This is a genomic window from Atlantibacter sp. MEI4A-1023, assembly GCF_056155425.1.
This window is the reverse complement of sequence record NZ_CM149568.1, coordinates 155,530-178,204: the sequence shown is the minus strand read 5'-3', so window position 1 is coordinate 178,204 and position 22,675 is coordinate 155,530. Positions and strand designations below refer to the sequence as shown.

The following is a 22,675-nucleotide window of genomic DNA, read 5'->3' as shown; positions in this document are numbered from 1 at the left end:
CCCTTATTTCTTATGACGAATACGCGGGTTCACCACGCCGTACAGCAAATCGACCAGCAGGTTGACCAGGATAATCATGGTCGCCACCAGCAGTACACCGCCCTGCACTACCGGATAATCACGGCGTTGCAGCGCGTCAATCAGCCAGCGCCCCAGGCCAGGCCAGGAGAAGATGGTTTCGGTGAGGATCGCCCCCGCCAGCAGCGTGCCGACCTGCAAACCGATTACCGTCACCACCGGCAGCATCGCGTTACGCAGGGCGTGGACGATGATAACGCGCATACGGGTCAGGCCCTTGGCGCGCGCGGTGCGGATGTAATCTTCACCCAGCACTTCCAGCATTGAGGAGCGCGTCATACGCACAATCACCGCCAGCGGAATGGTGCCGAGCACGATGGCCGGTAAAATCATATGGGCCAGCGCATCGATAAAGTTGCCCTCTTCGCCCCAAATCGCGGTGTCGATCAGCATAAAACCGGTCAATGGATTGGCGTCGTCAAGGAACACCATGTCGCTCACCCGCCCGGAAACCGGCGTCAGGTTCCATTGCACCGAGACCAGCATGATCAGCATCATGCCCCACCAGAAAATCGGCATGGAGTAGCCAGTCAGCGCCAGGCCAACGGCGGTGTGATCGAAGATGGAGCCGCGTTTTACCGCTGCCAGTACCCCAACCGGAATACCCACCGCAACGGCGAAAATCATGGCGCAAACCCCGAGTTCCAGCGTAGCCTGGAAGCGAGGAACGAATTCGTCCCAAACCGGGAGACGGCTTTTTAACGAAATGCCTAAATCACCGTGCATCACGCCCCAGATGTAATTGACGTACTGCTGCCACAGCGGCTTATCAAGGCCGAGCGCCGCCAACATTTCAGCGTGACGTTCCGGAGAGAGCCCGCGTTCGCCAGCCATAATCATGACCGGGTCACCAGGGATCATATGGACGAATGCGAAGGTGAGTAGGGTGATGCCTATAAAGGTGGGAATAACCAACCCCAGGCGTCGAAGGATGAACTGCAGCATATCCCGAATTCTCAGTAATCTCCCGGCGCGTTGCCGCGTCAGGATTGTATTGCTCACAAATCTTTCACCCACTCCCCTGGCGGGGAGTGGGAATAAAAGCTCTTTTAACTTTTATTATTCGACAGAAACGTTTTCGAAGTGATGCTTGCCTAATGGATCAACCACATAGCCTTTAACTTCTTTACGCACAGGCTCGTAAACGGTGGAGTGAGCGATGATCAGCGCCGGAGCCTGGTCATGCATCACTACCTGAGCTTGTTTGTACAGTTCGATACGCTTGTTGTGGTCTTCCGCAGCACGCGCCGGTTGGATCAGATCTTCAAACGGCTTGTAGCACCAGCGAGAGTAGTTAGAACCGTCTTTTGCTGCGTCGCAGCTGAACAGCGTCGCGAAGAAGTTATCCGGGTCCCCATTGTCGCCGGTCCAGCCCATCATGACGGCCTGGTGCTCGCCCGCTTTGGCGCGCTTCAGATACTCGCCCCACTCGTAGGTCACGATCTTGGCCTGAACGCCGATTTTCGCCCAGTCAGCCTGAATCATCTCCGCCATACGGCGTGCGTTCGGGTTGTACGGACGCTGTACCGGCATCGCCCATAGCTCAACGGTAAAGCCTTCCTGACCGGCTTCTTTCAGCAGCGCTTTGGCTTTCTCAACGTCGTAGGTGTAGTCCTTAACGTCGTCGTTGTAGCCCCACATGGTCGGCGGGATCAGGTTTTTAGCCGCAACGCCGGCGCCCTGGTAAACCGCTTTGATGATCGCCTCTTTGTTCACCGCGTAAGTCAGCGCCTGACGCACTTTCACGTCATCAAACGGTTTCTTCTCGGTGTTGAAGGACAGGTAGCCCACGTTCAGACCGGCCTGCTCCATCAGGTTGATGTTTTTGTCCTGCTTCATGCGCGCGATGTCTGCCGGATTCGGATACGGCATCACCTGGCATTCGTTTTTCTGCAGTTTGGCGTAACGCACGGAGGCGTCCGGGGTAATGGAGAATACCAGGCGGTCGATCTGCGGTTTGGTGCCCCAGTAACCTTCAAACGCTTTGTACAGAATACGAGAGTCTTTCTGGTACTGCTGCAGTTGGAAAGGACCGGTGCCGATTGGGTTCAGGTCGACTTTCTCCGGCGTACCGGCTTTCAGCATGTTGTCAGCGTATTCTTTAGAGAGGATCGACGCGAAGTCCATCGCCAGGTCAGCCAGGAACGGCGCTTCCGGGCGAGTCAGCACGAACTGAACGGTTTTGTCGTCGACTTTTTTCACTTCAGAAATCAGCGCCGGGAGGCCCATGCCTTCGAAGTATTCATAGCTGCCGCCAGACACTTTATGGTACGGGTTCTGCTCGTTTTTCTGACGATCGAAAGAGAACACCACGTCGTCGGCGTTAAAGTCGCGCGTCGGTTTGAATTCTTTGCTGTCCTGCCACTTCACGCCTTCACGCAGGTGGAACGTGTAGGTTTTGCCGTCTTCGCTGACTTCCCACTTCTCAGCCAGGCCTGGGATCACTTCGGTAGTACCGGTTTTGAACTCAACCAGACGGTTGTAGATTGGCACGGAGCTGGCGTCATAGGTGGTGCCAGACGTGAACAGCTGCGGGTTGAAACCTTCCGGGGAACCTTCTGAACAATAAACCAGGGTTTTCGCTTGTACACTTGCTGCGACAGTCATCGCCACCAGGCTAAGACCAAATTTCAGCATCCCTGACTTCTTCAAGGAAATACTCATTATTCTGCTCCAATGTGATTTGTGTTGTGTTTACTCGCCCTGGTTCGTTTTACTCATCTTCGGGGACGCGTAGGCACCGGGAAAAACTCCGGGTGTGGCTGCGTTACCGTAGCTGTAAACCGAAATACGTTGAGTAATTACCGTCAGACCTTTTTTTGTTTTTTACCGGTCTTAACGGAATCTGCCCGAAGGGCAATGTGAGGATGGGGAATCCTTTCATTTGAATGTCTGAGTTGCAGTACAGATCGTCCATAAAGTGCCCCTCACGCCCTACAATCTGTCAACAGAATGTGAAAACGTCAATACAGGGCTCCGTTATTTACAACCGGGGTGAGAAACGGCAGACAAAGATTAAAAAAACTTCGCACCGCTATTTCCAGCACGGAAAATTATGCTACCGGCAACCTGGCAGAATAATCGTCTTGCTTATCTGCTCAGACCAGCCATATCCATTTGTTGACGATATTTGAAATTTCTTGAGCAATGGCGAAGATATGAACGCTAAATGCCGAAAAGTTTGCGCCTTTCAGCAAAAAATCCTGACGCTATCCATAAGTAGAGCGGAAAACCCACACCGGCTTTCATAATAAAATTCAATGAAAAATGTCACAAAACGGTGACGATGCGGTAAAAACGTTGCTAATTATCATTAACGAATTAAGTTCCAGTTTCTGCTGCGTAATTCTGATAGCCTGATAGCCCCTTACGGCGTTATCAGGAGGAAGGTGTATGCACATTACGGCCCAGGCTCTTCATGTGGTGATTACCACAGCGCGCTGTGGAAGTTTTGCGGCAGCGGCGGAAGAATTACATAAGGTCCCGACGGCCCTGAGTTATACCGTGCATAAACTGGAAAGCAGTTTGGGTGTGCGTTTATTTGAGCGCGATGGAAAACAACTGCGCCTGACGGAGGCCGGTCGCTTTTTTATTAAAAAGGGCGAACTGATCCTGGCAGAACTGGATGAATTAAGTTTTTCCACCCAGCGTATTTCCGCAGGCGTGGAAACACGGCTGAGCCTATCGCTAAATAACATCATCAGCCTGAAACCCATTTATGAATTATTGCGCGAGAGCGAGCGCCATTTTCCCCAAACCGAAATTCATATTTCCATTGATGTGCATGACGGCGTCTGGGACGCGTTACTGGATAAACGCGCGGATATCGCCATTGGCGCGCCGAATTTAAAAGCCGGTAATGAAATTCGCTGTGAAGATATCGGCACGGCGGAATGGGTATTCGCCATTAGCCCGGATCATCCGTTAGCCGCTTATCAGCGCCCGCTGCGCGCTGAAGATTTACGCCCGTGGCCCGCAGTCTGCATACGTGATACCTCGGTGCGGCTGGAGCCGAAAGTCGCCTGGCTGCTGCGCGGCCAAAAAGCGCTGGTGGCCCCGGATTACCACAGCAAAATCGCCATGCATCTGGCGGGACTGGGGATTGGTTTTCTGCCGTATCACATCTGCAAGCCCTGGCTGGATGACGGGCGCTTAGTCTGCATGACCATCGAAGAAGCCAAACAGCCGACGCCGCTCTATCTCGCCTGGTCGTCGGAACATTCGCGCCCGTGTTTTTCCTGGTGGATGGAACAGCTACGCAAGCCGGAAATCCAGCAGCAGTTTCTACAGCCGCTGGCCTGACAGCGCGCGCAGGGTAAAGAACAGGCCAGTTAACATGTCGTGGCCGGACGAATGACCGTATTCCGCCACGCGCAATAACCGGTGATTCAGCGATATGTTGCCAGGCGTGGTCAGCGCCAGCAGTTGCTCGCCGAAATGCCCGCGGCAGCCGTAGTAAAGCATTGCCCGGCTGATCGTGGTGGTGCGATCCAACAGAGCGGTTATTGCCGCCGCCAGGTCATCAACCCGGCGATGACGCGTCGTTTTCAGCGCAAACAACATGCCCAGCAAAAAATCATCCCCGGAGGGCGTCAGGCCCGCGCCCGCGCCGATCAGCGTTTTTAGCGCGTCACCCGGCGCTTGCGCGTCATCATCCAGCCAGGCCGCCAGTTGCCGCACCGCCTGCATCATCCGTTCATTGCTGCTGTGCAGAATATTCCAGATGCCGTACTCCGGCGCGATGACGGGCAAAAATACCCGCAGTTGCGCCAGTAAGTTTTCCGGGAAAACCGCATCGTGCGGTACGCGGGTGGACTGGCAGGGAGTATTCGTCAGCGTTAAACGACAGCCCGCAGCGGCAAACGTACCGTCCGTCTGCCACCTCAGCGTCTCACCAGCCGAAAACCGCGGACGCAAATCTGCGCACGCCATCCGCACCGCGCCGGGGGCCAGCGGGGTATCCTGCGTTAACAGCGTTAATAAATGATTGTCCGGCGTGGTGAGATTGCAGGCATGATGAAACACCGAGTGCACCACCAGCGCCCCGCCGTTCAACTGCTGCGGCACGCTGTCGCACATCACAATGGCCGTTAAATCGTTCAGTTTTCCGTTCACGTTTTCCCGCCTTTTTTTATCGCGATCACAAATTCGCGCTTTGCTTTTTCCACGTTTGACGTAATGGTCTATGGGCGATGTTTTCGCCAGGCCAGAGGCCGCAAGGCCTGAGCCATTGTGCCTGCAATAAAACCTCGCTGCCCTCAGTTTTTTTGAGGGTGAAGCAGAAATCCTTTTTGGGCGCGCGCCATGACGCTTTCCTACACTGACCAAAGAACATACACCAGCAAGGAGCAGGTATGAAAACCCTTGATGCACAACCTTTTGCGTACTCGTTCGACCCGGCGACCACTGCGCTTATCGTTATCGATATGCAACGCGATTTCGTCGAGCCCCACGGCTTTGGTGAAGCGCTGGGCAACGACGTTTCCCTACTGCGCCGGGCGATTGAGCCTTGTCGCCGCCTGCTTGAAGCGGCTCGCCACACCGGATTATTTGTGATGCACACCCGCGAAGGGCACCGCCCGGATCTCAGCAACTGCCCCACCGCAAAACTCACGCGCGGCGGCAAAACCTTTATCGGCCAACAGGGCAGCATGGGACGCATTCTGATCCAGGGCGAACCCGGCCACGACATTATTCCCGAACTCTATCCTCAGGCTGGCGAGCCGATTATTGATAAGCCCGGCAAAGGGGCATTCTTCGCCACCGATCTTCACCTCATTCTTCAGGCCCGTGGCATTACCTCGCTGATTATTTGCGGCGTCACCACGGAAGTCTGTGTTCAAACCACCGCCAGGGAAGCCAATGACCGGGGCTATGAAGTGCTCATCCCCGAAGATTGCTGCGCGTCGTATTTCCCGGAATTTCACCGGGCCGCCCTTGAGATGATCAAAGCCCAGGGCGCGATTGTTGGCTGGGTGAGCAACGCCGACGCCGTTATCGACGCCCTGCGTTAATTCCCCCGCTAAGGCTGTTTTTCTGCGCCGCGCGCTGCGGTGCAGGCACCCTATTATCTCAGGAACTGATAATGAAACTGCATTGCAAGAGTTACCCTAACCTGTACAAAGACTCGGTTTCTTTGATGCAGGTCTCCGCCAAACTTAACGCTTTTGAAGGCGTAAGCCAGGCGTCGGTAGCGATGGCCACCGACGCTAACATCGAGCGGATGCGCGACGCCGGGATGAACATTGAGATGGATGCCCGGCCAAACGATCTGCTGATCGCCCTGATGGCGGACGACGAAACTGGCGCAGCGGCGCTGGAGATGGCCGACGCGCTGTTGCGCCCGGATAACAGCCGCGACGGCCAGCAGAGCCTTGAACAGCGCGAGCCCACCAGCATCAGCATGGGTGTGGAAGACCAGCCGGACGCCACGCTGGCGCTGATCTCCGTGCCGGGCCGCTATGCGGGCGGCGAAGCGATGAAAGCCTTGCAGAACGGCCTGAACGTAATGTTGTTCAGCGACAACGTCCCGGAAGACGAAGAGCGCGCCATCAAAGAGTACGCCGCCGAACAGGGCCTGCTGGTGATGGGCCCGGACTGCGGCACCGCTATCGTTAACCACCTGCCCCTCGGCTTCGCGAACGTGATCCGCCCTGGCGCTATTGGCCTGGTGGCGGCCTCGGGCACAGGGCTTCAGGAAGTGAGCTGCGCCATCCACCACCTGGGCGAAGGCGTTTCCCAGGCGCTGGGCACCGGCGGGCGCGATCTGCATGACGAGATCGGCGGCCTGAGCATGATCCAGGCGATCCGCATGCTGGCCGACGATCCCGATACTCAACTGATTACCCTGATTTCTAAACCCCCCGCACCTGCGGTCGCCGGGACGGTGCTGCGTCTCGCCGCAGGCTGCGGCAAGCCGGTGGTGGTGCATTTCCTCGGCGCAGACAGCCAGGAGATCGCCCGCTATGGCGTAACGGTAGCCAACAGCCTGCAACACGCCGCCGCCGTCTCCGTAGCGGTACTGCGAGGGCAAACCCCGCCTGCACCGGAAGACCTGACCCCGCAGCAGATCGACCGGCTGCGCATTGAAGCCGGGAAAATGGCCGCCGGGCAACGCGATATTCGCGGTGTATTTGCCGGCGGCACCTTCTGTTACGAAGCCCAACTGGCGCTGATTGCCTCCGGGTTGACCTGCGAATCCAACTCCCCAGTAAAAGGCGCAACGCCGCTGCGCGACAGCCATCGCGGCCAGGGCCACAGTTTTGTGGACATGGGCGACGATGAATTCACCCAGGGCCGTCCGCATCCGATGATCGACCCGACACTGCGCGATGAGCGTTTAAAACGCGAGGCCGCCAGCCCGGAAACCGCCGTACTGCTGTTTGACGTGGTGCTCGGCTACGGCGCCAGCGCCGATCCGTGCGCCGGGCTGATGCCGCTATTACGCGAAGCGCAACAGAACGCCCAACAGCAGGGCCGCCACTTGCTGATTATCGCCCACGTTTGCGGCACCGAACGCGACCCGCAGTCGCGCCAGCAGCAGATCGCTGCGCTCACCGACGCAGGTGTGCTCGTCGCAGACAGCAACGTACAGGCCGCACAGATGGCGGCGTTTGTCGCTCAATTACGGAAATAGATTATGACTACGCTTTTTGAAAAACCGCTCAACGTGATCAGCCTGGGGCTGAGCAGTTTTGCCGACAATTTACGCGACGCGGGCGGCGATGTGTTGCACCTGAACTGGAAACCGGTCGCCGATGGCGACGCACTGGCCAACTGGCAACTCGCCACGCTGCTTAACGATCCGCGCATTAACGCCGCCAACGAACAGGCTATCGCCCGCTATCTGGAGGCGCAGCCGGAACTGGTGGGCGTCAGTACCGCCAGCGCGGCGATCCCGGCGCTTAACGGGCAAAAACGCATCCTCCACTCTGGCCCGCCTATCGCCTGGCAGGCGATGTGTGGCCCGGTGCAGGGCGCTATCGCCGGTGCGATTGTTTACGAAGGCTGGGCCAGCGATGTCGACCAGGCGATGGCAATGGCGGCGCGCGGCGATATCGCGCTGGAGCCTTGCCATCACTACGGCGCGGTTGGCCCGATGGCGGGGATTATCAGCCCGTCGATGCCGGTTTGGGTGGTGGAAAACCGCACTCACGGCAACCGCACATTCTGTAATTTCAACGAAGGGCTGGGCAAAGTTTTACGCTTCGGCGCGAACGGCGAAGAGGTGTTAACCCGCCTGCGCTGGATGGGTGACGTGTTAGCCCCGGCGCTGGCTAAAGCGCTGGAAAGCACAGGCAGCATTGAACTGAAGCCGATGATTGCTCAGGCGCTGCATATGGGCGACGAGTGCCATAACCGTAACGCTGCCGCCAGCGGTCTGTTCTTCAAGCGCATGGCCCCAACGCTGGCGCGCATTGAAAACGGCCCGGAGGCGCTGGAATTTATCGCTGCCAACGATCATTTCTTCCTGAACCTGTCGATGGCGGCCTGTAAAGCGATGCTCGACGCCGCGCGCGATGTGCCGTTCAGCTCGATGGTCACGGTAATGGCGCGTAACGGCGTTAACTTTGGCATTCAGCTTTCCGGCACCGGCAGCCGCTGGTTCCAGGCCCCAGCCAACCCGGTGGATGGCCTGTTCTTCCCCGGCTTTAGCGTGGAAGACGCGGCGGCGGATCTCGGCGACTCAGCCATCACGGAAACCGCGGGCATTGGCGGCTTCGCGATGGCGGCCTCGCCGGCGATTGTTAAATTCGTCGGCGGTACGCCGGTGGACGCCACCCGCCACAGCATGACCATGCAGGAAATCACCCTGACGCAAAACCCGGCCTTTACCCTGCCCGCGCTTAACTTCGCCGGTTCCGGTAGCGGCATCGACGCGCGTCGGGTCATCGACCGCACTATCCTGCCCGTCATTAATACCGGGATTGCCCATAAGCGTGCAGGCGTGGGCCAGATCGGTGCAGGCATCACTACCGCGCCGCTGCCGTGCTTTATTGAAGCCCTCGCCGCGCTGGCGGAAACGCTGGAGGGGAAACCATGAGCCAGAAAAAAATCGCCGTTGTCGCGGTGGGCGGCAACGCGCTGATCCGCAGCCGTGATGCCGTGTCGCTGGACGCGCAGTACCAGGCAGTCAAAGAAACCGCCCATCACGTGGTGGCGCTGATCGAAGCGGGCTGGCGCGTGGTGCTGACCCACGGCAACGGTCCCCAGGTGGGGTTCATCCTGCGGCGCAGCGAAATCGCCCGTGACGATGTGCCGGTGGTGCCGCTGGAATACGCGGTGGGCGACACCCAGGGCGCGATTGGCTTTATGTTCCAGAACGCGCTGTACAACGAATTGCAACGACGCGGCATCAGCGACACGCCGGTGAGCGCGCTGGTCACCCAGACGCTGATCGACCCCAACGACCCGGCGTTTAACGCGCCGGACAAACCCATCGGCGCGCATATGGATCGCGACGTGGCGGAAAAACTGGCCGCCAGCCAGGGCTGGAAAATCGCCGAAGATGCCGGGCGCGGCTGGCGGCGCGTGGTGGCCTCGCCGAAGCCGCTGCAAATCATTGAAAGCTCGGTGATCCGCCGTCTGCTGGAGGAAAACGTGCTGGTGGTGGCCTGCGGTGGCGGCGGCATTCCGGTTTACCGCAACGAAGACGGCACGCTCAGCGCCGCACAGGCGGTTATCGATAAAGACCGCGCCTCCGCGCTACTGGCACAGGAATTGAATGCCGACATGCTGCTCATTCCTACCGGGGTGGAGCAGGTGGCGATCAATTTCGGCACGCCAGAACAGCGCTGGCTCGACACGCTGACCTGCCAACAGGCGCAGGCGCTGCTGGATTCCGGCGAATTCGGCGCGGGCAGTATGGCTCCGAAAGTCGAGGCGATTGTTAGCTGGCTACGTCACGCCCCGGGTAAAACCGGGATTATTACCAGCCCGGAAGCCATGGGCGACGCCGTCGCAGGCCGCAAAGGCACACGCATTACCGATTGATTAAGTACTTTTTTCCGACACCAGGGAACCCATTTCTACACACTTAAGGAACAGTAATGATGAACGGCAACATTCTTCTGGCAGTAAACGGCACGCTGATGCGGGGACTCAAGCTCAACCCCAATATGCTGGCGGTCGGTGCCAAATTTGTCAGCAGCGCCAACACCGCGCCGTGTTACCGCTGCTGGACTATCAATGACGATCACCCCGGTATGCTGCGCACGCCCGGCGAAGGTGCACGCATCGCGCTGGAGCTGTGGGCGGTGCCGCCTGCCGGGCTGGGTCAAATCCTGCAAAATGAACCTGCCGGATTGTGCATCGGCAAAGTGGCACTGGACGACGGGCGCGAGGTGCTGGGGGTGTTAGCAGAGCCCTGGCTGGTTGAAGGTCAAAAGGAAATTACCGAACTGGGAGGCTGGCGCGCCTATACCGGCCAGCTCCTGGACGAATAACAGATAAGGAGAGCATCATGGGTTCTCAGTCTTCTGCTTTTCGCCCCAAACTCTGGGTGCCGGGCGATCTCAACGCCTTTTTCGGGCTATTCACTAACGTGCTGTTAAACGTGCTGGTCCTGAGCGGGCTGGCGTTGTACGTGGCGCAAATCCCGGCGGAAACGGTGTTTGGCCGTATTCTGCCTGCGCTGGGGATCGCGCTGCCTCTCGGCAACCTGTTTTACGCTTGGCTCGCCTGGAAACTGGCGAAGCGCGAAGGGCGCAGCGATGTGACTGCGCTGCCTTACGGCCCCAGCGTGCCGCATATGTTTATCGTGGTGTTCGTGGTGATGCTGCCAACGCTGCTGATCCACAAAGACTGGATGCTGGCCTGGAAGCTGGGGCTGATCTGGGCGATGATCGTCGGCGTGATTGTGCTGGCCGGGGTGATTGTCGGGCCAACCATCCGTAAATACACGCCGCGCGCCGCCATGCTGGGCACGCTGGCCGGGATTGCGATTGCGTTTATCGCCATGCGCCCGGCGTATCAGATGTTCGATACCGCGTGGATTGGCGTGGTCTGCTTCGCCATCATCCTGCTGAACTGGGTAGGTAACGTGCGTTTGCCGTTTGGTTTACCGGGCGGCTTGGCGGTAGTGCTGGTAGGCTGTCTGCTGGGCTGGGGCGCAACCCTGCTGGGCTTTAGCGACATAATGAACCCGGCGGCGGTAGACGAAGCGGCACAGCGCTTCTCGTTGCATCTGCCGTCGATTTCCGGGGATGTGTTCTCGGTGCCGATGGAGCTGGTGTGGCCGCTGCTGGTTACCGCCATCCCGTTGGGTATTTTCAACTTCACCGAAATCCTCAATAACGTCGAATCTGCGGCCGTAGGCGGCGACAGCTACAACCTGCGCGCGGTACTGGCGGCAGACGGCGTGGGCGCTATCGTCGGCGCGCTGCTGGGCTCGCCGTTCCCTCCGGCGGTGTATATCGGCCATCCGGGCTGGAAAGCCATGGGCGGGCGCATCGGTTACTCCCTCGGTACCGGTATCTGTATGGCGCTGGTGTGCTTCCTCGGCTTAACCGCCCTGCTGCTGTCGATCATTCCGCTGGTGGCCATTGTGCCTATCCTGCTGTTTATCGGGCTGGTAATTGGCGCGCAGGCGTTCCAGGTGTCGCCAAAACGCCATGCTCCGGCGATAGTGCTGGCGCTGGTGCCGAACATCGCCGAATGGGCGAAAACCCAGGTGGACGGCGCGCTGTCTGCGGCGGGCGCTAATCCCGTGCAGTTACCGGCAGACATCGCCGCCAGTATGGCGAACAACGGCGTGCTGTATCACGGCATGGCGACCACCGGCGGCGGCGCGGTGCTGGCAGGGCTGATGCTCGGCGCGATCGCGGCGTTTATTATCGACCGGCGCTTTAACTGGGCGGCAGTCTATTCCGCAGCGGCCACCATCCTGTCGTTCTTCGGGTTTATCCACGGGCACCAGATGGCGTTTAACGCCTCGCCGACCGTGACCTTTGGCTATGGCGTCGCCACGTTGATCTTTATCGTGATGGCCCTGCAACAAAGCAAAGCCGACGGCAAAACCGACTGGTCGCCGATTGATAATGGCGATGAGCCGATGCACTGATTACCGTGCCGTAAAAGGTAAAAAGCCCAACCCTCACGTTGGGCTTTTTGTCATTTAACTCCGCAAAATTTCTTAAGTATGGGTAAGCTGTAGAGGAAGACGTTTTCAACGGGAGCTGTGATTTGTCTTTTCGCCAGAATATAAGCAGAACGCTTGCGCTTGATACTTCGCTTGGCAGGACGCTGACGGTTTTTATCGCCTGTTTGCTGATCGGCACCCTTGCCGCCAATATTTTATCGTTATACCTCTCCTGGGAACGAACCGTACAGGAGGCGGAAAGCGAGGCGATTAACCTGTCGATTTCCCAGGCCAGGCAGGCCGAAGATACCTTTCTGCAAACCGATCTGGCACTCCAGCAGATCCGGCGCGCCGTGGGCAATGACGCGCCAAATGAACGGTATAACTACCTGCTGTCCGATTTAAAGGACCGGCTTCCTCAACTGCATGGCCTGTTTGTGTTTGACGCCCAGGGCAACTGGAAAAGTACCTCGTTTAACTATGCCCCGCCGGAAGTGAACAACTCGGACCGCGAGTATTTTACTTATCACCAACAGAACCGGCAGGCGGGCACCCATATCGGCCATGTGATCCGCAGCCGCACCACTGGCGACTGGATCATCCCCGTTTCTATGCGTATTAACGATCCGGATGGGGCGTTTGCCGGGGTGATTCTGGCAACCATCAAGCTGGATTACTTTAAAAAGTTTTATGCTTATTTCGAAATGGGCAATAAGGATTTGCTGGCGTTACTGTTGCTGGACGGCACCGCGCTGTATGTCCGCCCGTTTACCGAAACGGTGATCAACCGGAACCTCTCTTATAGCCCGCTATTTAAACGGGAGCTGGTTCGCGTGGATCAGGGTAGCGCCACCTGGCTGTCGGCGCTGGACGGGATAGTTCGGGTCTATGGTTTCGCCCGTATCGAAAACTACCCGCTGGTGGTGGTCGCGGGTTTTGACCGCTCTGCACTGCGTCGCCACTGGATTGAAGCCAATCTCACCGACTGGCTGATTAACGTGCTGCTGCTTGCCGGGCTGCTGGTGATGGGGCGCGTGGTGTTCAGGCAGGTGCGGATAAATAGCGACGACCAGCTTGAAATGTCTCACCTGAGAGATGATCTGGTGAAGATTAACCAGACCCTCCAGACTATGGCGATGGTCGATGGCCTCACCGGCCTGGCTAACCGCCGGAAATTTGATGCGGCACTGCTCCAGGCGCTGGCGGATTCAGCGATTACTGGTAAACCCGTTTCGCTGATCCTGCTCGATATTGACTACTTTAAACGTTACAACGACGCCTGCGGCCACGTAGCTGGCGACGCCTGTCTACGTATTGCCGGAAACGTGCTGGAAACGGCAGCGCTGCGTACCGATGATCTGGTGGCGCGCTACGGCGGCGAGGAGTTCGCCATTATCCTGCCGAATACGGCGGCGGAAGATGCGCTTAAGGTAGCCTGGCGGGCGGTGCGTCGAGTGAGTGATAAAAAAATCCCGCATCCGGCGACCGATAATGAGGAGCACATCGTGACCATCAGCGCAGGCTGCTATTCGGTTATTGGCACCGGCTCTGAACAGGATGTGGCGGCGCTGATCCGCGGCGCGGACCGCGCGCTGTATCAGTCGAAGGAACAGGGGCGAAACCGGGCGACGTGTGCGTCAGGTGAAGGGGAATAACGTTGGCCCCGGAGGTTCAAATCCTCACTGGCCCCGGAAAGCAAAAAACCCAACCTTGCGGTTGGGTTTTTCTAAATTTGGTCGGTGATAGAGGATGACTCGCCGCTGCGCGGCTCGCCCTTGCGGGCCGTTGCTGCGCAACGTTGTCTCGCTACGCTCGACTCGAACCTCCTGCCCCCGGAGGTTCAAATCCTCACTGGCCCCGGAAAGCAAAAAACCCAACCTTGCGGTTGGGTTTTTCTAAATTTGGTCGGTGATAGAGGATTCGAACCTCCGACCCCTTCGTCCCGAACGAAGTGCGCTACCAGGCTGCGCCAATCACCGAATTGCGGGGCGCATCTTACTGCCGCGCACCCCAACCGTCAATCCCTTAATCAAAAAAAGCCATCCGATCGGCTGAAAAGCCAGCAACCTTACTTCCCTTCCGGGACGTGGCACCAGTTGTTGTTCTCATTAATGCCGCCATCAGGCGAGGTGTAACCCAGGCAACCCATAATGGTGTCGTACAGCTCCACGTGGCGGCGCGGCACTTTCATGTTCGCCTGCTGCTTGAGGTGCTGGAACGAACGCTGATGCGCCGGGCTCTCCAGATATTTGTCAGACATCCACACCATCATCGGCACCCGGAACTGCTCCGGCGGCGCGATGTTGCGCGGCGTGCCGTGCAAATGCTCTTTCTCGTTGATGGATTCACCGTGATCCGCCGCGTAAAACACAATCGCTTTCTTATCGCGCAGCTGGTCGATCACTTTATCGATAAAGCTGTCGACGTAGAGCACAGTGTTATCAAACGCGTTGACCAGTTGCTGCTTGCTGCAATCTTTGTCGATGCCCATGCATTCCGGCTGGAACTTCGCGTAATCGCGGGTATAACGCTGAACGTAGTTATAATGCGACCCCTTGGTATGCAGGATAATCATATGCTTGCCGTTCGGGTGCCCGGCCAGGGAGTTTTGCATCTCGTTGACCAGCAGCATGTCGTCCACCTGCTTGCCGCGGTTGCGCGGCTCCGCGCCAATCTGTTCGCGGTAGGCGATGTTGTCCGCCATGGTGTTGCTGTAGAACCAAAGCTCGCTCTGCATCGCCAGCACGTCGGCGCTAAAGCCCAGCTGTTTCAGCACGGCAAACACGTTCTGTTCTTTCAGGGTACGCTGCGGATTGTCTTCCGCGCCGCCCTCACGCACAAACATACAGCGCAGCGAGAGCTTGGTGGCGGTGTCGCAGGAGTAACCCCGGAAGGCGACCAGATTCTTCTCTTTGGCGAGTTTCGGTGTGGTGTCGCGTTCGTATCCCAGCATACCCATGTGATCCCAGCGCGTGGTTTCACCGATGATAAACACCATGTAGGTGTCATCAATATCAGCAGGGGCCTGATAGCTGTACTTCTTAGCCGGGTTGATCAGCGATTTGTTGTCGTTGGACTCATCCACCTGCGCCCAGGCATACAGCCCCAGCGCCGACAGCCAGTTAGACGGCAGATAGGAGTTCGCCACAACGCCGCCATAGCTCGGCATATCCACGCCAGAGCGGCGTTCAACGTTCTTCTGCTGCATATCCAGCAGGCGAATCGGTGCCCACACCAACAGGCCCGCCATAATCACCACCGCCGCACTGCGTAAACGAACGCCGCGCGTGGTGAGCTGTTTCCACAGCGTGTCGTCACAGCGGTTAAACCAAATCAGCCACAGCGGGACCGCACTCACCAGCGCCATCCAGACGAAGAACCCCCAGCCGACCACCTCTTTGGACAAATCAATATCTGTGGTCATCACCGAGGCGATAATGCCGTAGCCAATCACCACATTCAGGAAGGTCATGTAGTAGCTGGCGCCGGACGAGAATAAAACAATCAATGTGGTCAGGACTTTCCATGCGCGCCGCCCTGACAGCGAAAGAATGCGCAACAGAAAAAAGGTGACTAATACCGTGCCGACCAGCTCCACGACGGCTGAAATTCCTTTTATGGCGGTAAAGTTTTGGGCGTATCCGTCAAAGCGACGGACAAAAACCGCGCAGTTTAAAAACAGGCCGATGTAAACCGCGATCAGAAAACTCAGTTTCTGATGCGTCATCGAATTCAGGTATTTCATGCAAAGCCCCTGGAACAGGTACAAAATTCTCTGACCCGTAACCGGGCGTCGAGTTCTAATAGCCAACAAAGCACCAGCAAAACGGGAAGATTCCTGGTGAGAGCGCGGCTAGTAGACCATAACGTTCAGTAAAAGTTGTGCGGAGTTAGCATTCAGGGACTGAATTTACAAATTAATGCTACTGAATTCTCATCTCCCGCCAAAAGCGTCTCCTTGTGGACAAGGGTCAGGCGAGGACGTAAAAAAGCCGCGCTTAAGCTTCAGCGCGGCCTTGATAACCTTATGTAAATCAGGCGTGGGCGTGTTTAAGCACCTGACGCTGCGGCTGACGGATGGTCGTGGACAGCGCCAGCGAGACAATCAGCAGCGCGAAGATCACGCAGAAGGTGACATAGAAACCGCCGAACAGCGAGGCGATGGCGGAACCGCAGATACTGCCGATACCGAACCCCAGGTAAATCACGCCGTAGTTTTTCGCCAGGTTGTTCAAACCGAAGAACTCGCTAACCAGCGACGGGTACACCGTGATGGTGCCGCCGAAGTTAAAGGCCACACAGGCGATAGCGGCGAAGAAGGTCATTTCATTCAACGGCGCGAACAGCAGCGCGGCCATGCCGACCAGGGAAATCACCTGGCCGATGGTGATAACGCGGATCCGCGACATTTTGTCAGACAGAATGCCCAGCACCAGGCGGCCGCTGAGGTTGGCGATGGAAATCACCGTCACGGCGTTGGCGGCAGAGGCCACATCCAGATTCACCAGGTTTTGGGCGATATCTTTCGCCACACCAATCACATACAGGCCGCTCATGCAGGCGGTCAGGAACATAGTCGCCAGCATCCAGTATTGCGGTTTACGCATGGATTCCGCGAGAGTGAAGTCATTGCTGGTGACACCGTTCACCGACTGCACCGGTTGGTTCGGGGCATCGGTCATCAGCATCGCGCCGAATACCACCATCACCAGAGCGATTGCGCCCCAAATCATAAAGGTGTGTTCCAGGCCGACGCTGGCCAGCAGGTGGCTGTCGATAAATTTAAAACCGAGGCTGCCAAGACCGTAGGCACCGATAGACAGCGCGGAGATCAGTCCCTTACGCTCCGGGAACCACTTCACGCAGTTAGAAAGTGTCAGCAAATAGCCCGCGCCATCCGCCAGGCCGACCAGCACCCCGGCGCTCAGCCACAGCATCATCAAATTGTGGGAATGGGCGGTAAGGAAAAAACCCAGACCGAGCAGTAAGCCGGAGGCGATCGTCACGCGCCGCACGCCGAAACGCTCCTGCAATTTCCCGGCGACGGAAGACGAGAGCGCCAGGCCGAGGCTCAGCAGGCCGAAGGAAAACGCCACCTGGCTGATGGGCACATCCAGCTTTTCGGAGAGCGCGCTGTTAAACAAACTCCAGGTATAGACAGAACCCAGCGCAAACTGGGTCACGATAGTGCCGAAGAGGGTAAGCCAACGGGTACGGTTTTGTAGGGCGTTCATGGCAGTTATCTCATCCAGAAAGGGAAAGTTATCTGCCTGTAAGCCTAACGAAAGCCCTTCAAACCAGGGGGTGAAACGCCATGAAGTGCCGTGAGAACGGAATGAACTGCCGCGAAGCGGGAATGAAACGCCTTGTATTCCATTCCCGCCTCGCTTTTGGAAAGCGGTTTTTACTCAGAACCGCGCATTAACGCCGAGGTTATAGGACGTCATATCCCCCGCCATAATCCCTTCGGACTGGGAGAACGACGCATAGGCCGCGAGATTTTTATTCAATGGCATATCGGCACCCACCGTGACGTCCATCCAGTTGCCATATTGATTCGCGGCAGGCACGGCATGCATGCCCGACTGGGATTTCCAGACGTTTTCGCCGTACTGCTGGTTGTAACTCACCTGCGCCCACGGGCGCACATAGCCGAATGACGAATCAACGCGCCAGCCCAGGGAACTCACGCTGGCATGCCAGAGCCGGTCTGCGCCGCCCGAACGCGCCACGCTGTCGCCATATTCATTGAACATCGATGCGGTGCTGCCGTCCCAGTGCCATGAGGCAACCGGGCCGGTGGTGACATTTTTGTAGACCGGGATCGCCAGCCCTACTCCCAGCGTCGACGGCTGGGTGGTATAGCTATTCTGTGCTGAGGTTATCAGATTAAAACCGGACGAATAGGCCATATCCAGCGGCGCATTAAGGCGTTCCGCCAGGATGTCGTTGTAATCGGGTTGGTGATCGCTGTCCCAGGTATAGCGCTCAAACGTATTACTTTCAGGGTCATCAACGCTATATTCTTGCTGCCAGGCGAAAGCACCTTGTGAATAAATGCAACATGCAAAAATCGCCACACTGCTTAACGTGCGGCGGCCACTACCTATAGTTGTCATCATTATGCGACTCCAGAAAGAGCCAAAATCCGGCGTTTTTTATTTTTTTGCCTGAGTGAGAGGCTGAATTACCCGAATAATTTGCGCAACTGTGGCTTGAATTACGAAGGGTATAGCCCTGAATTAACTATTGTCTTTTTCACTCAGACGTCAAGTAGGGTTACACAAAAAGAGGGAGATTTTATGCAGCGTTGTGGATGGGTAACTCAGGACCCCCTGTATCTTGCGTATCACGATACCGAGTGGGGCATCCCGGAAACCGACAGCCAGAAACTGTTTGAGATGATCTGCCTGGAAGGACAACAGGCCGGGCTCTCGTGGATTACGGTGCTGAAGAAGCGCGAAAACTATCGTCGCTGCTTTCACCAGTTTGACCCTGCCGCCGTCGCGCAGATGCAGGCCGCAGATGTCGACAGGCTGCTTCTGGACGCGGGGATAATTCGCCATCGCGGCAAAATTGAAGCCATTATTAACAACGCCAACGCTTTTCTGGCGATGGAGGCCAACGGCGAACCCTTTTCTGCGTTCGTCTGGTCGTTTGTTGACCATATCCCACAGGTGACTCGCGCGGCCGCCATGAGCGAGATCCCCACCACCACACCCGCCTCGGACGCGCTCTCCAAAGCGCTCAAAAAGCGCGGCTTTAAGTTTGTCGGTTCCACCATCTGCTACTCGTTTATGCAGGCCTGCGGGCTGGTGAATGACCATGTCACCGGCTGCATCTGCCACCCGGAGAATCAGACATGATCCGTGAATGCCAGCCTGCCGATCTGCCTGCGCTGCTGGATGTCTGGCTGGCGAGTACCACGGCGGCGCACCCATTTATCGATCCGCTCTACTGGCAGCAAAGTTTGCCGTTGGTGCGCGACAGCTACCTACCCGACGCGCATACCTGGGTTTATCTTGAAGATGGGCAGTTGCTGGGGTTTATCAGCGTCATGAACGCGTCGTTTGTCGGCGCGCTGTTTGTCGCGCAGCACGCGGCGGGGCGCGGTATCGGCAGCGCGCTGCTGAATGAAGCCAAGCGGCACTATGCCGCGTTAAGCCTTGAGGTGTACCAGAAAAACACCGTGGCGGTGAATTTTTACCACCGCCACGGTTTTGGTATTGAAGACAGCGCATGGCAGGAAGAAACCCAGCATCCGACCTGGATTATGCACTGGCAGGCGGATCAAACGCCGTCACGGTAAGCGCAGGTCCCTGATATTTCTCCACCCACGCCAGGGCTGTGTTTCCCGCGCAGCCGTTAGCCAGTTGGGAGGTAGGAATATCTTTGGTCAGCACGTTAACCGCGCCGTGCTTACACAAGCCGCCCGCCTGCTTATCCAGATCCGGCCACGCCCCTTCATGCAGGCAGATCACGCCAGGTTTAATTCCGTCGTCCACTACCGCGCCCGCCAGCACCTGCCCACGACCGTTCCACACCCGCACCACATCGCCATCTGCGATGCCACGTGAACGCGCGTCGTCCGGGTGCAGCGTCAACGGCTCGCGACTGGCCACTGCATACTGCTCACGCAACTGCGCGTAGTTAAGCTGACTGTGCAACCGGTGCGCGGGATGCGCAGAAAGCAGTTGTAACTGGCCCGGTTCGGCGTTGCCGTGCCATTCGTCCGGTGCCAGCCAGCTCGGATGACCCGGGCAGTCGGCGTAGCCGTAATCGGCAATGCGCTGAGAGAAGATCTCAATTTTACCGCTCGGGGTTTTTAGCGGATTGGCCTGCGGATCGGCGCGAAACGCCGCAAAGCGAATGAATTCGGCGTTTTGCGGGCTTTCCGGCATTTCGATCAACTGGTTCGCTTCCCAGAATGCCTCAAACGGCGGCAGCGTCACCTGCTGGGCTGCGCCGCGCTGCTGCGCCATGGCATAAAACTCGGCCAGCCATTGCAGCTCGCTTTTGCCTTCGCTGAACCGCACGCCGCCGCCCAGCTCCCAGCGCTCACTCAGCTCGGCGAACACGTCGAAATCATTGCGGGCCTCATACTGCGGGGCCACCACCTGCTTCATCGGCACCAGATGCTGGTTGCTGTAATCCCCGGTCATGGTGAGATCGTTGCGTTCAAACGAGGTGGTGATGGGCAGCACGATATCGGCGTGTTTCGCCGCCGCCGTCCAGAAGCATTCGGAAATCACCACCAGCTCCGGCGTCTGCCAGGCTTTAATCAGGCGGTTGGTGTCCTGATGGTGGGTGAAGTTGCCGCCGCCCGCCCACCAGATCATACGGATATTCGGGAAGCGCCGCGCTTCGCCGTTATGCTGATAAACCTCGCCGGGGCGCTCCAGCGCTTCCACAATGCGCGCCACCGGAATTTTCTCTACCGCGTCGGTGCCATTTTTCACCGACCCCTGCATCGAGCCGAGCACCGCCGCGCGTCGCGTCGGGTTGCCGCCATTAGCAAAGTGATAAGAGAGGCCAAACCCGCCGCCCGGCGTGCCGATTTGACCGAGCATTGCGGCCAGCGTTACCAGCATCCAGTGTTTCTGCTCACCGTATTGCTGGCGCTGCATTCCCCACCCCGACATCAGCATGGTGCGGTTCTGGCTGAATAACTGTGCCAGCTCGCGCAGCGTCTGCGCCGGTACGCCGCAAATCGGCGCGGCCCAGTCGGCGGTTTTCGCCACGCCGTCCTGCTCGCCCGCCAGGTAGGCCGCGAAGCGGTCAAACCCTTCGGTACAGCTATTCAGGAACGGCGCGTCGTGCCAGCCGTTTTCCAGCAGCGTATGGGCAATCCCCAGCATCATCGCCACGTCGGTGCCCATATGCGGGGCAATCCAGTCCATACGGTCGCCAAAGAACTGCACGGTTTCTGAGCGCATCGGGTCGATGCAAATCAACCGCTTGCCGCTGTTTTTCAGCGCTTCAAAATAGCCGATGCCCTGTTCATCGCTGGCGTTCCAGGCGATTTTCAACGTGTTGAGCGGGTTGGCGCTCCACAGCACCACCACGTCGCTGTGTTCGAGGATCAGCGGCCAGCTGGTTTGCTGCTGGTACACCTCATTACCCCCCACCACGTAGGGCATGATCACCTGCGCGGCACCGGTAGAGTAATCCCCGAGATGGCCGGTATAGCCCCCCGCCAGGCTCATGTAGCGCTGCAACAGGGTCGCGGCTTTGTGCAACACGCCGTTAGAGCGCCAGCCGTAGGAACCGGCAAAAATCGCCGACGGGCCCCAGGTTTCGCGGATGCGGTGATGCTGCGCGTCAATCAGCGCCAGCGCCTGGTCCCAGCTGATGCGCACATAGTCGTCATCGCCGCGCACGCCCTGGGGGTTTTGCGGGTTCGCCAGAAAGCCTTTACGCGCCATCGGATAGCGCACGCGGGTTTTGCTGTGCACCTGATCCGGCACAGCGTTTTGCAGCGAGTTATGATGTGGCGTGTTAAGCGCGCTGCCGGAAGAAAGAACGGTTTGTCCGTCGGTTTCTACCCGCATCGGCCCCCAGTGGGCGGCGGTTAATATGGTTGTGATTTGCGATGTAGTGGCCAAAGCAGCTCCTGGCGGTGTTTGCAGGTCAAAATCGGGGTTCTGACGACCCCATCGTTACTTTCGCTGACAAAATCAGACGACTTCCCAAAATTTTCTAACGATACACAGGTCATAATCAACCGCTACGCCCGGTTGTGGCAACGAAATAAATCATTGGGATTTGATAATGAAAAAACGCGTAATGGTTCTTGCGGCTGTGATCAGCGGCGCACTGGCAGTTTCTGGCTGTACCACTAATCCTTATACCGGCGAGCGTGAAGCCGGTAGCTCCGGCATCGGCGCGGGGATCGGCACGTTAGTCGGCGCAGGCGTCGGCGCACTCTCTTCCTCGAAAAAAGATCGCGGCAAAGGTGCCCTGATTGGCGCAGCGGCCGGTGCGGCCCTGGGCGGCGGCGTCGGGTATTACATGGACGTGCAGGAAGCTAAACTGCGCGACAAAATGCAGGGAACTGGTGTCAGCGTGACGCGAAGTGGCGATAACATCGTGCTGAACATGCCGAATAACGTCACCTTCGACAGCAACCAGGCTAACCTGAAACCGGCGGGCGCAAACACCCTGACCGGCGTGGCGATGGTGCTGAAAGAGTACCCGAAAACCACCGTTAACGTACTCGGCTACACCGACAGCACTGGCGGCAGCGACCTGAATATGCGTCTGTCACAGCAGCGTGCGGATTCAGTCGCCAGCGCATTAATCACCCAGGGCGTGGCGGTAAACCGCATCCAGACCCGCGGTATGGGCCCGGCGAACCCGATTGCCAGCAACGATACCGCAGAAGGGAAAGCGCAAAACCGTCGCGTAGAAATCACCCTGACCCCGATCCAGTAAACCGCTGCGCTGGCTGGCCCGGCGCAAAAAGTGTGATACTGTTGCCTCCCCCTTGCCTCCCATCACGGGAGGCAAACAGGGATT

Annotated in this window: 18 protein-coding genes, 1 tRNA gene and 1 other RNA gene; 11 read left to right on the top strand and 9 right to left on the bottom strand. The window is 57.8% G+C overall.

Going from position 1 to position 22,675, the window contains the following annotated elements; all coding sequences use genetic code 11:
• Window positions 1-3: 3 nt before the first annotated feature.
• Both dppB and dppA read right to left on the bottom strand, forming a co-directional pair.
• Window positions 4-1,023 (bottom strand): dipeptide ABC transporter permease DppB, encoded by a 1,020-nt coding sequence (gene dppB / locus ACVV26_RS00850; protein WP_125292718.1) that lies wholly within the window; start codon window positions 1,021-1,023, stop codon window positions 4-6.
• A gap of 114 nt (window positions 1,024-1,137) precedes the next feature.
• Window positions 1,138-2,742: a dipeptide ABC transporter periplasmic-binding protein DppA gene (dppA, locus tag ACVV26_RS00845; protein ID WP_474799579.1), complete on the bottom strand. Its 1,605-nt coding sequence runs from the start codon at window positions 2,740-2,742 to the stop codon at window positions 1,138-1,140.
• A 729-nt stretch (window positions 2,743-3,471) separates the two neighbouring features.
• On the opposite strand from dppA, the gene ACVV26_RS00840 reads away from it, so the two are divergent.
• Complete coding sequence (locus ACVV26_RS00840; protein WP_312983104.1) at window positions 3,472-4,380, top strand: LysR substrate-binding domain-containing protein; 909 nt, start codon at window positions 3,472-3,474, stop codon at window positions 4,378-4,380.
• On the opposite strand, the gene ACVV26_RS00835 is transcribed toward ACVV26_RS00840, so the two are convergent.
• Window positions 4,363-5,193 (bottom strand): oxamate carbamoyltransferase subunit AllH family protein, encoded by an 831-nt coding sequence (locus ACVV26_RS00835; protein ID WP_474799578.1) that lies wholly within the window; start codon window positions 5,191-5,193, stop codon window positions 4,363-4,365. The genes ACVV26_RS00840 and ACVV26_RS00835 overlap by 18 nt on opposite strands.
• Window positions 5,194-5,432: 239 nt before the next feature.
• Between ACVV26_RS00835 and ACVV26_RS00830 the strand changes: the two genes are divergently transcribed.
• The 7 genes from ACVV26_RS00830 (at window position 5,433) to ACVV26_RS00800 (ending at window position 13,812) form a co-directional block, all read left to right on the top strand.
• Complete coding sequence (locus tag ACVV26_RS00830; RefSeq protein WP_474799576.1) at window positions 5,433-6,092, top strand: cysteine hydrolase family protein; 660 nt, start codon at window positions 5,433-5,435, stop codon at window positions 6,090-6,092.
• 71 nt (window positions 6,093-6,163) lie between these two features.
• Complete coding sequence (gene fdrA / locus ACVV26_RS00825) at window positions 6,164-7,714, top strand: acyl-CoA synthetase FdrA (protein WP_474799575.1); 1,551 nt, start codon at window positions 6,164-6,166, stop codon at window positions 7,712-7,714.
• A gap of 3 nt (window positions 7,715-7,717) precedes the next feature.
• Entirely contained in the window at window positions 7,718-9,121 is a 1,404-nt protein-coding gene (locus tag ACVV26_RS00820; protein WP_474799574.1) for a YlbE family protein, read from the top strand.
• Window positions 9,118-10,071, top strand: coding sequence for a carbamate kinase (locus ACVV26_RS00815; protein ID WP_474799573.1), 954 nt, complete (start codon window positions 9,118-9,120; stop codon window positions 10,069-10,071). The genes ACVV26_RS00820 and ACVV26_RS00815 overlap by 4 nt, the downstream gene beginning before the upstream one ends.
• A 56-nt stretch (window positions 10,072-10,127) precedes the next feature.
• On the top strand, window positions 10,128-10,523 hold the full coding sequence (locus ACVV26_RS00810) for an allophanate hydrolase-related protein (protein ID WP_474799571.1): 396 nt from the start codon (window positions 10,128-10,130) through the stop codon (window positions 10,521-10,523).
• 17 nt (window positions 10,524-10,540) lie between these two features.
• Window positions 10,541-12,139 carry a regulator gene (locus tag ACVV26_RS00805; protein WP_474799570.1) on the top strand — a complete coding sequence of 533 codons (1,599 nt, stop codon included), beginning with the start codon at window positions 10,541-10,543 and terminating at the stop codon, window positions 12,137-12,139.
• A 122-nt stretch (window positions 12,140-12,261) separates the two neighbouring features.
• Window positions 12,262-13,812, top strand: coding sequence for a sensor domain-containing diguanylate cyclase (locus tag ACVV26_RS00800; protein WP_474799569.1), 1,551 nt, complete (start codon window positions 12,262-12,264; stop codon window positions 13,810-13,812).
• Between the two features lie 78 nt (window positions 13,813-13,890).
• On the opposite strand, the gene ACVV26_RS00795 is transcribed toward ACVV26_RS00800, so the two are convergent.
• The 5 genes from ACVV26_RS00795 to ACVV26_RS00775 all read right to left on the bottom strand — a co-directional run bounded on the left by ACVV26_RS00795 (window position 13,891) and on the right by ACVV26_RS00775 (window position 18,276).
• A non-coding RNA gene (locus tag ACVV26_RS00795) (RtT sRNA) lies at window positions 13,891-14,024 on the bottom strand.
• Between the two features lie 35 nt (window positions 14,025-14,059).
• A tRNA-Pro gene (locus tag ACVV26_RS00790) sits at window positions 14,060-14,136 on the bottom strand.
• A gap of 89 nt (window positions 14,137-14,225) precedes the next feature.
• Window positions 14,226-15,902: a kdo(2)-lipid A phosphoethanolamine 7''-transferase gene (gene eptB, locus ACVV26_RS00785; protein ID WP_474799567.1), complete on the bottom strand. Its 1,677-nt coding sequence runs from the start codon at window positions 15,900-15,902 to the stop codon at window positions 14,226-14,228.
• Window positions 15,903-16,191: 289 nt separating this feature from the next.
• A complete protein-coding gene (locus ACVV26_RS00780) occupies window positions 16,192-17,391 on the bottom strand; it encodes an L-lactate MFS transporter (protein WP_474799565.1) in 1,200 nt (399 codons plus the stop codon).
• A 174-nt stretch (window positions 17,392-17,565) separates the two neighbouring features.
• On the bottom strand, window positions 17,566-18,276 hold the full coding sequence (locus ACVV26_RS00775; RefSeq protein ID WP_474801679.1) for an autotransporter domain-containing protein: 711 nt from the start codon (window positions 18,274-18,276) through the stop codon (window positions 17,566-17,568).
• Between the two features lie 183 nt (window positions 18,277-18,459).
• Here ACVV26_RS00775 and tag point away from each other — a divergent pair, with 183 nt between their 5' ends.
• Both tag and ACVV26_RS00765 read left to right on the top strand, forming a co-directional pair.
• Entirely contained in the window at window positions 18,460-19,023 is a 564-nt protein-coding gene (gene tag / locus ACVV26_RS00770) for a DNA-3-methyladenine glycosylase I (protein ID WP_474799564.1), read from the top strand.
• A complete protein-coding gene (locus ACVV26_RS00765) occupies window positions 19,020-19,466 on the top strand; it encodes an N-acetyltransferase (protein ID WP_312983137.1) in 447 nt (148 codons plus the stop codon). Before tag ends, ACVV26_RS00765 begins: the two co-directional genes overlap by 4 nt.
• Here the strand turns inward: ACVV26_RS00765 and ACVV26_RS00760 are convergent.
• On the bottom strand, window positions 19,429-21,708 hold the full coding sequence (locus tag ACVV26_RS00760) for a molybdopterin guanine dinucleotide-containing S/N-oxide reductase (protein WP_474801677.1): 2,280 nt from the start codon (window positions 21,706-21,708) through the stop codon (window positions 19,429-19,431). The two genes, ACVV26_RS00765 and ACVV26_RS00760, sit on opposite strands and share 38 nt — an antisense overlap.
• 220 nt (window positions 21,709-21,928) lie before the next feature.
• Between ACVV26_RS00760 and ACVV26_RS00755 the strand changes: the two genes are divergently transcribed.
• Window positions 21,929-22,591: an OmpA family lipoprotein gene (locus ACVV26_RS00755; RefSeq protein ID WP_474799562.1), complete on the top strand. Its 663-nt coding sequence runs from the start codon at window positions 21,929-21,931 to the stop codon at window positions 22,589-22,591.
• Window positions 22,592-22,675 lie beyond the last annotated feature (84 nt).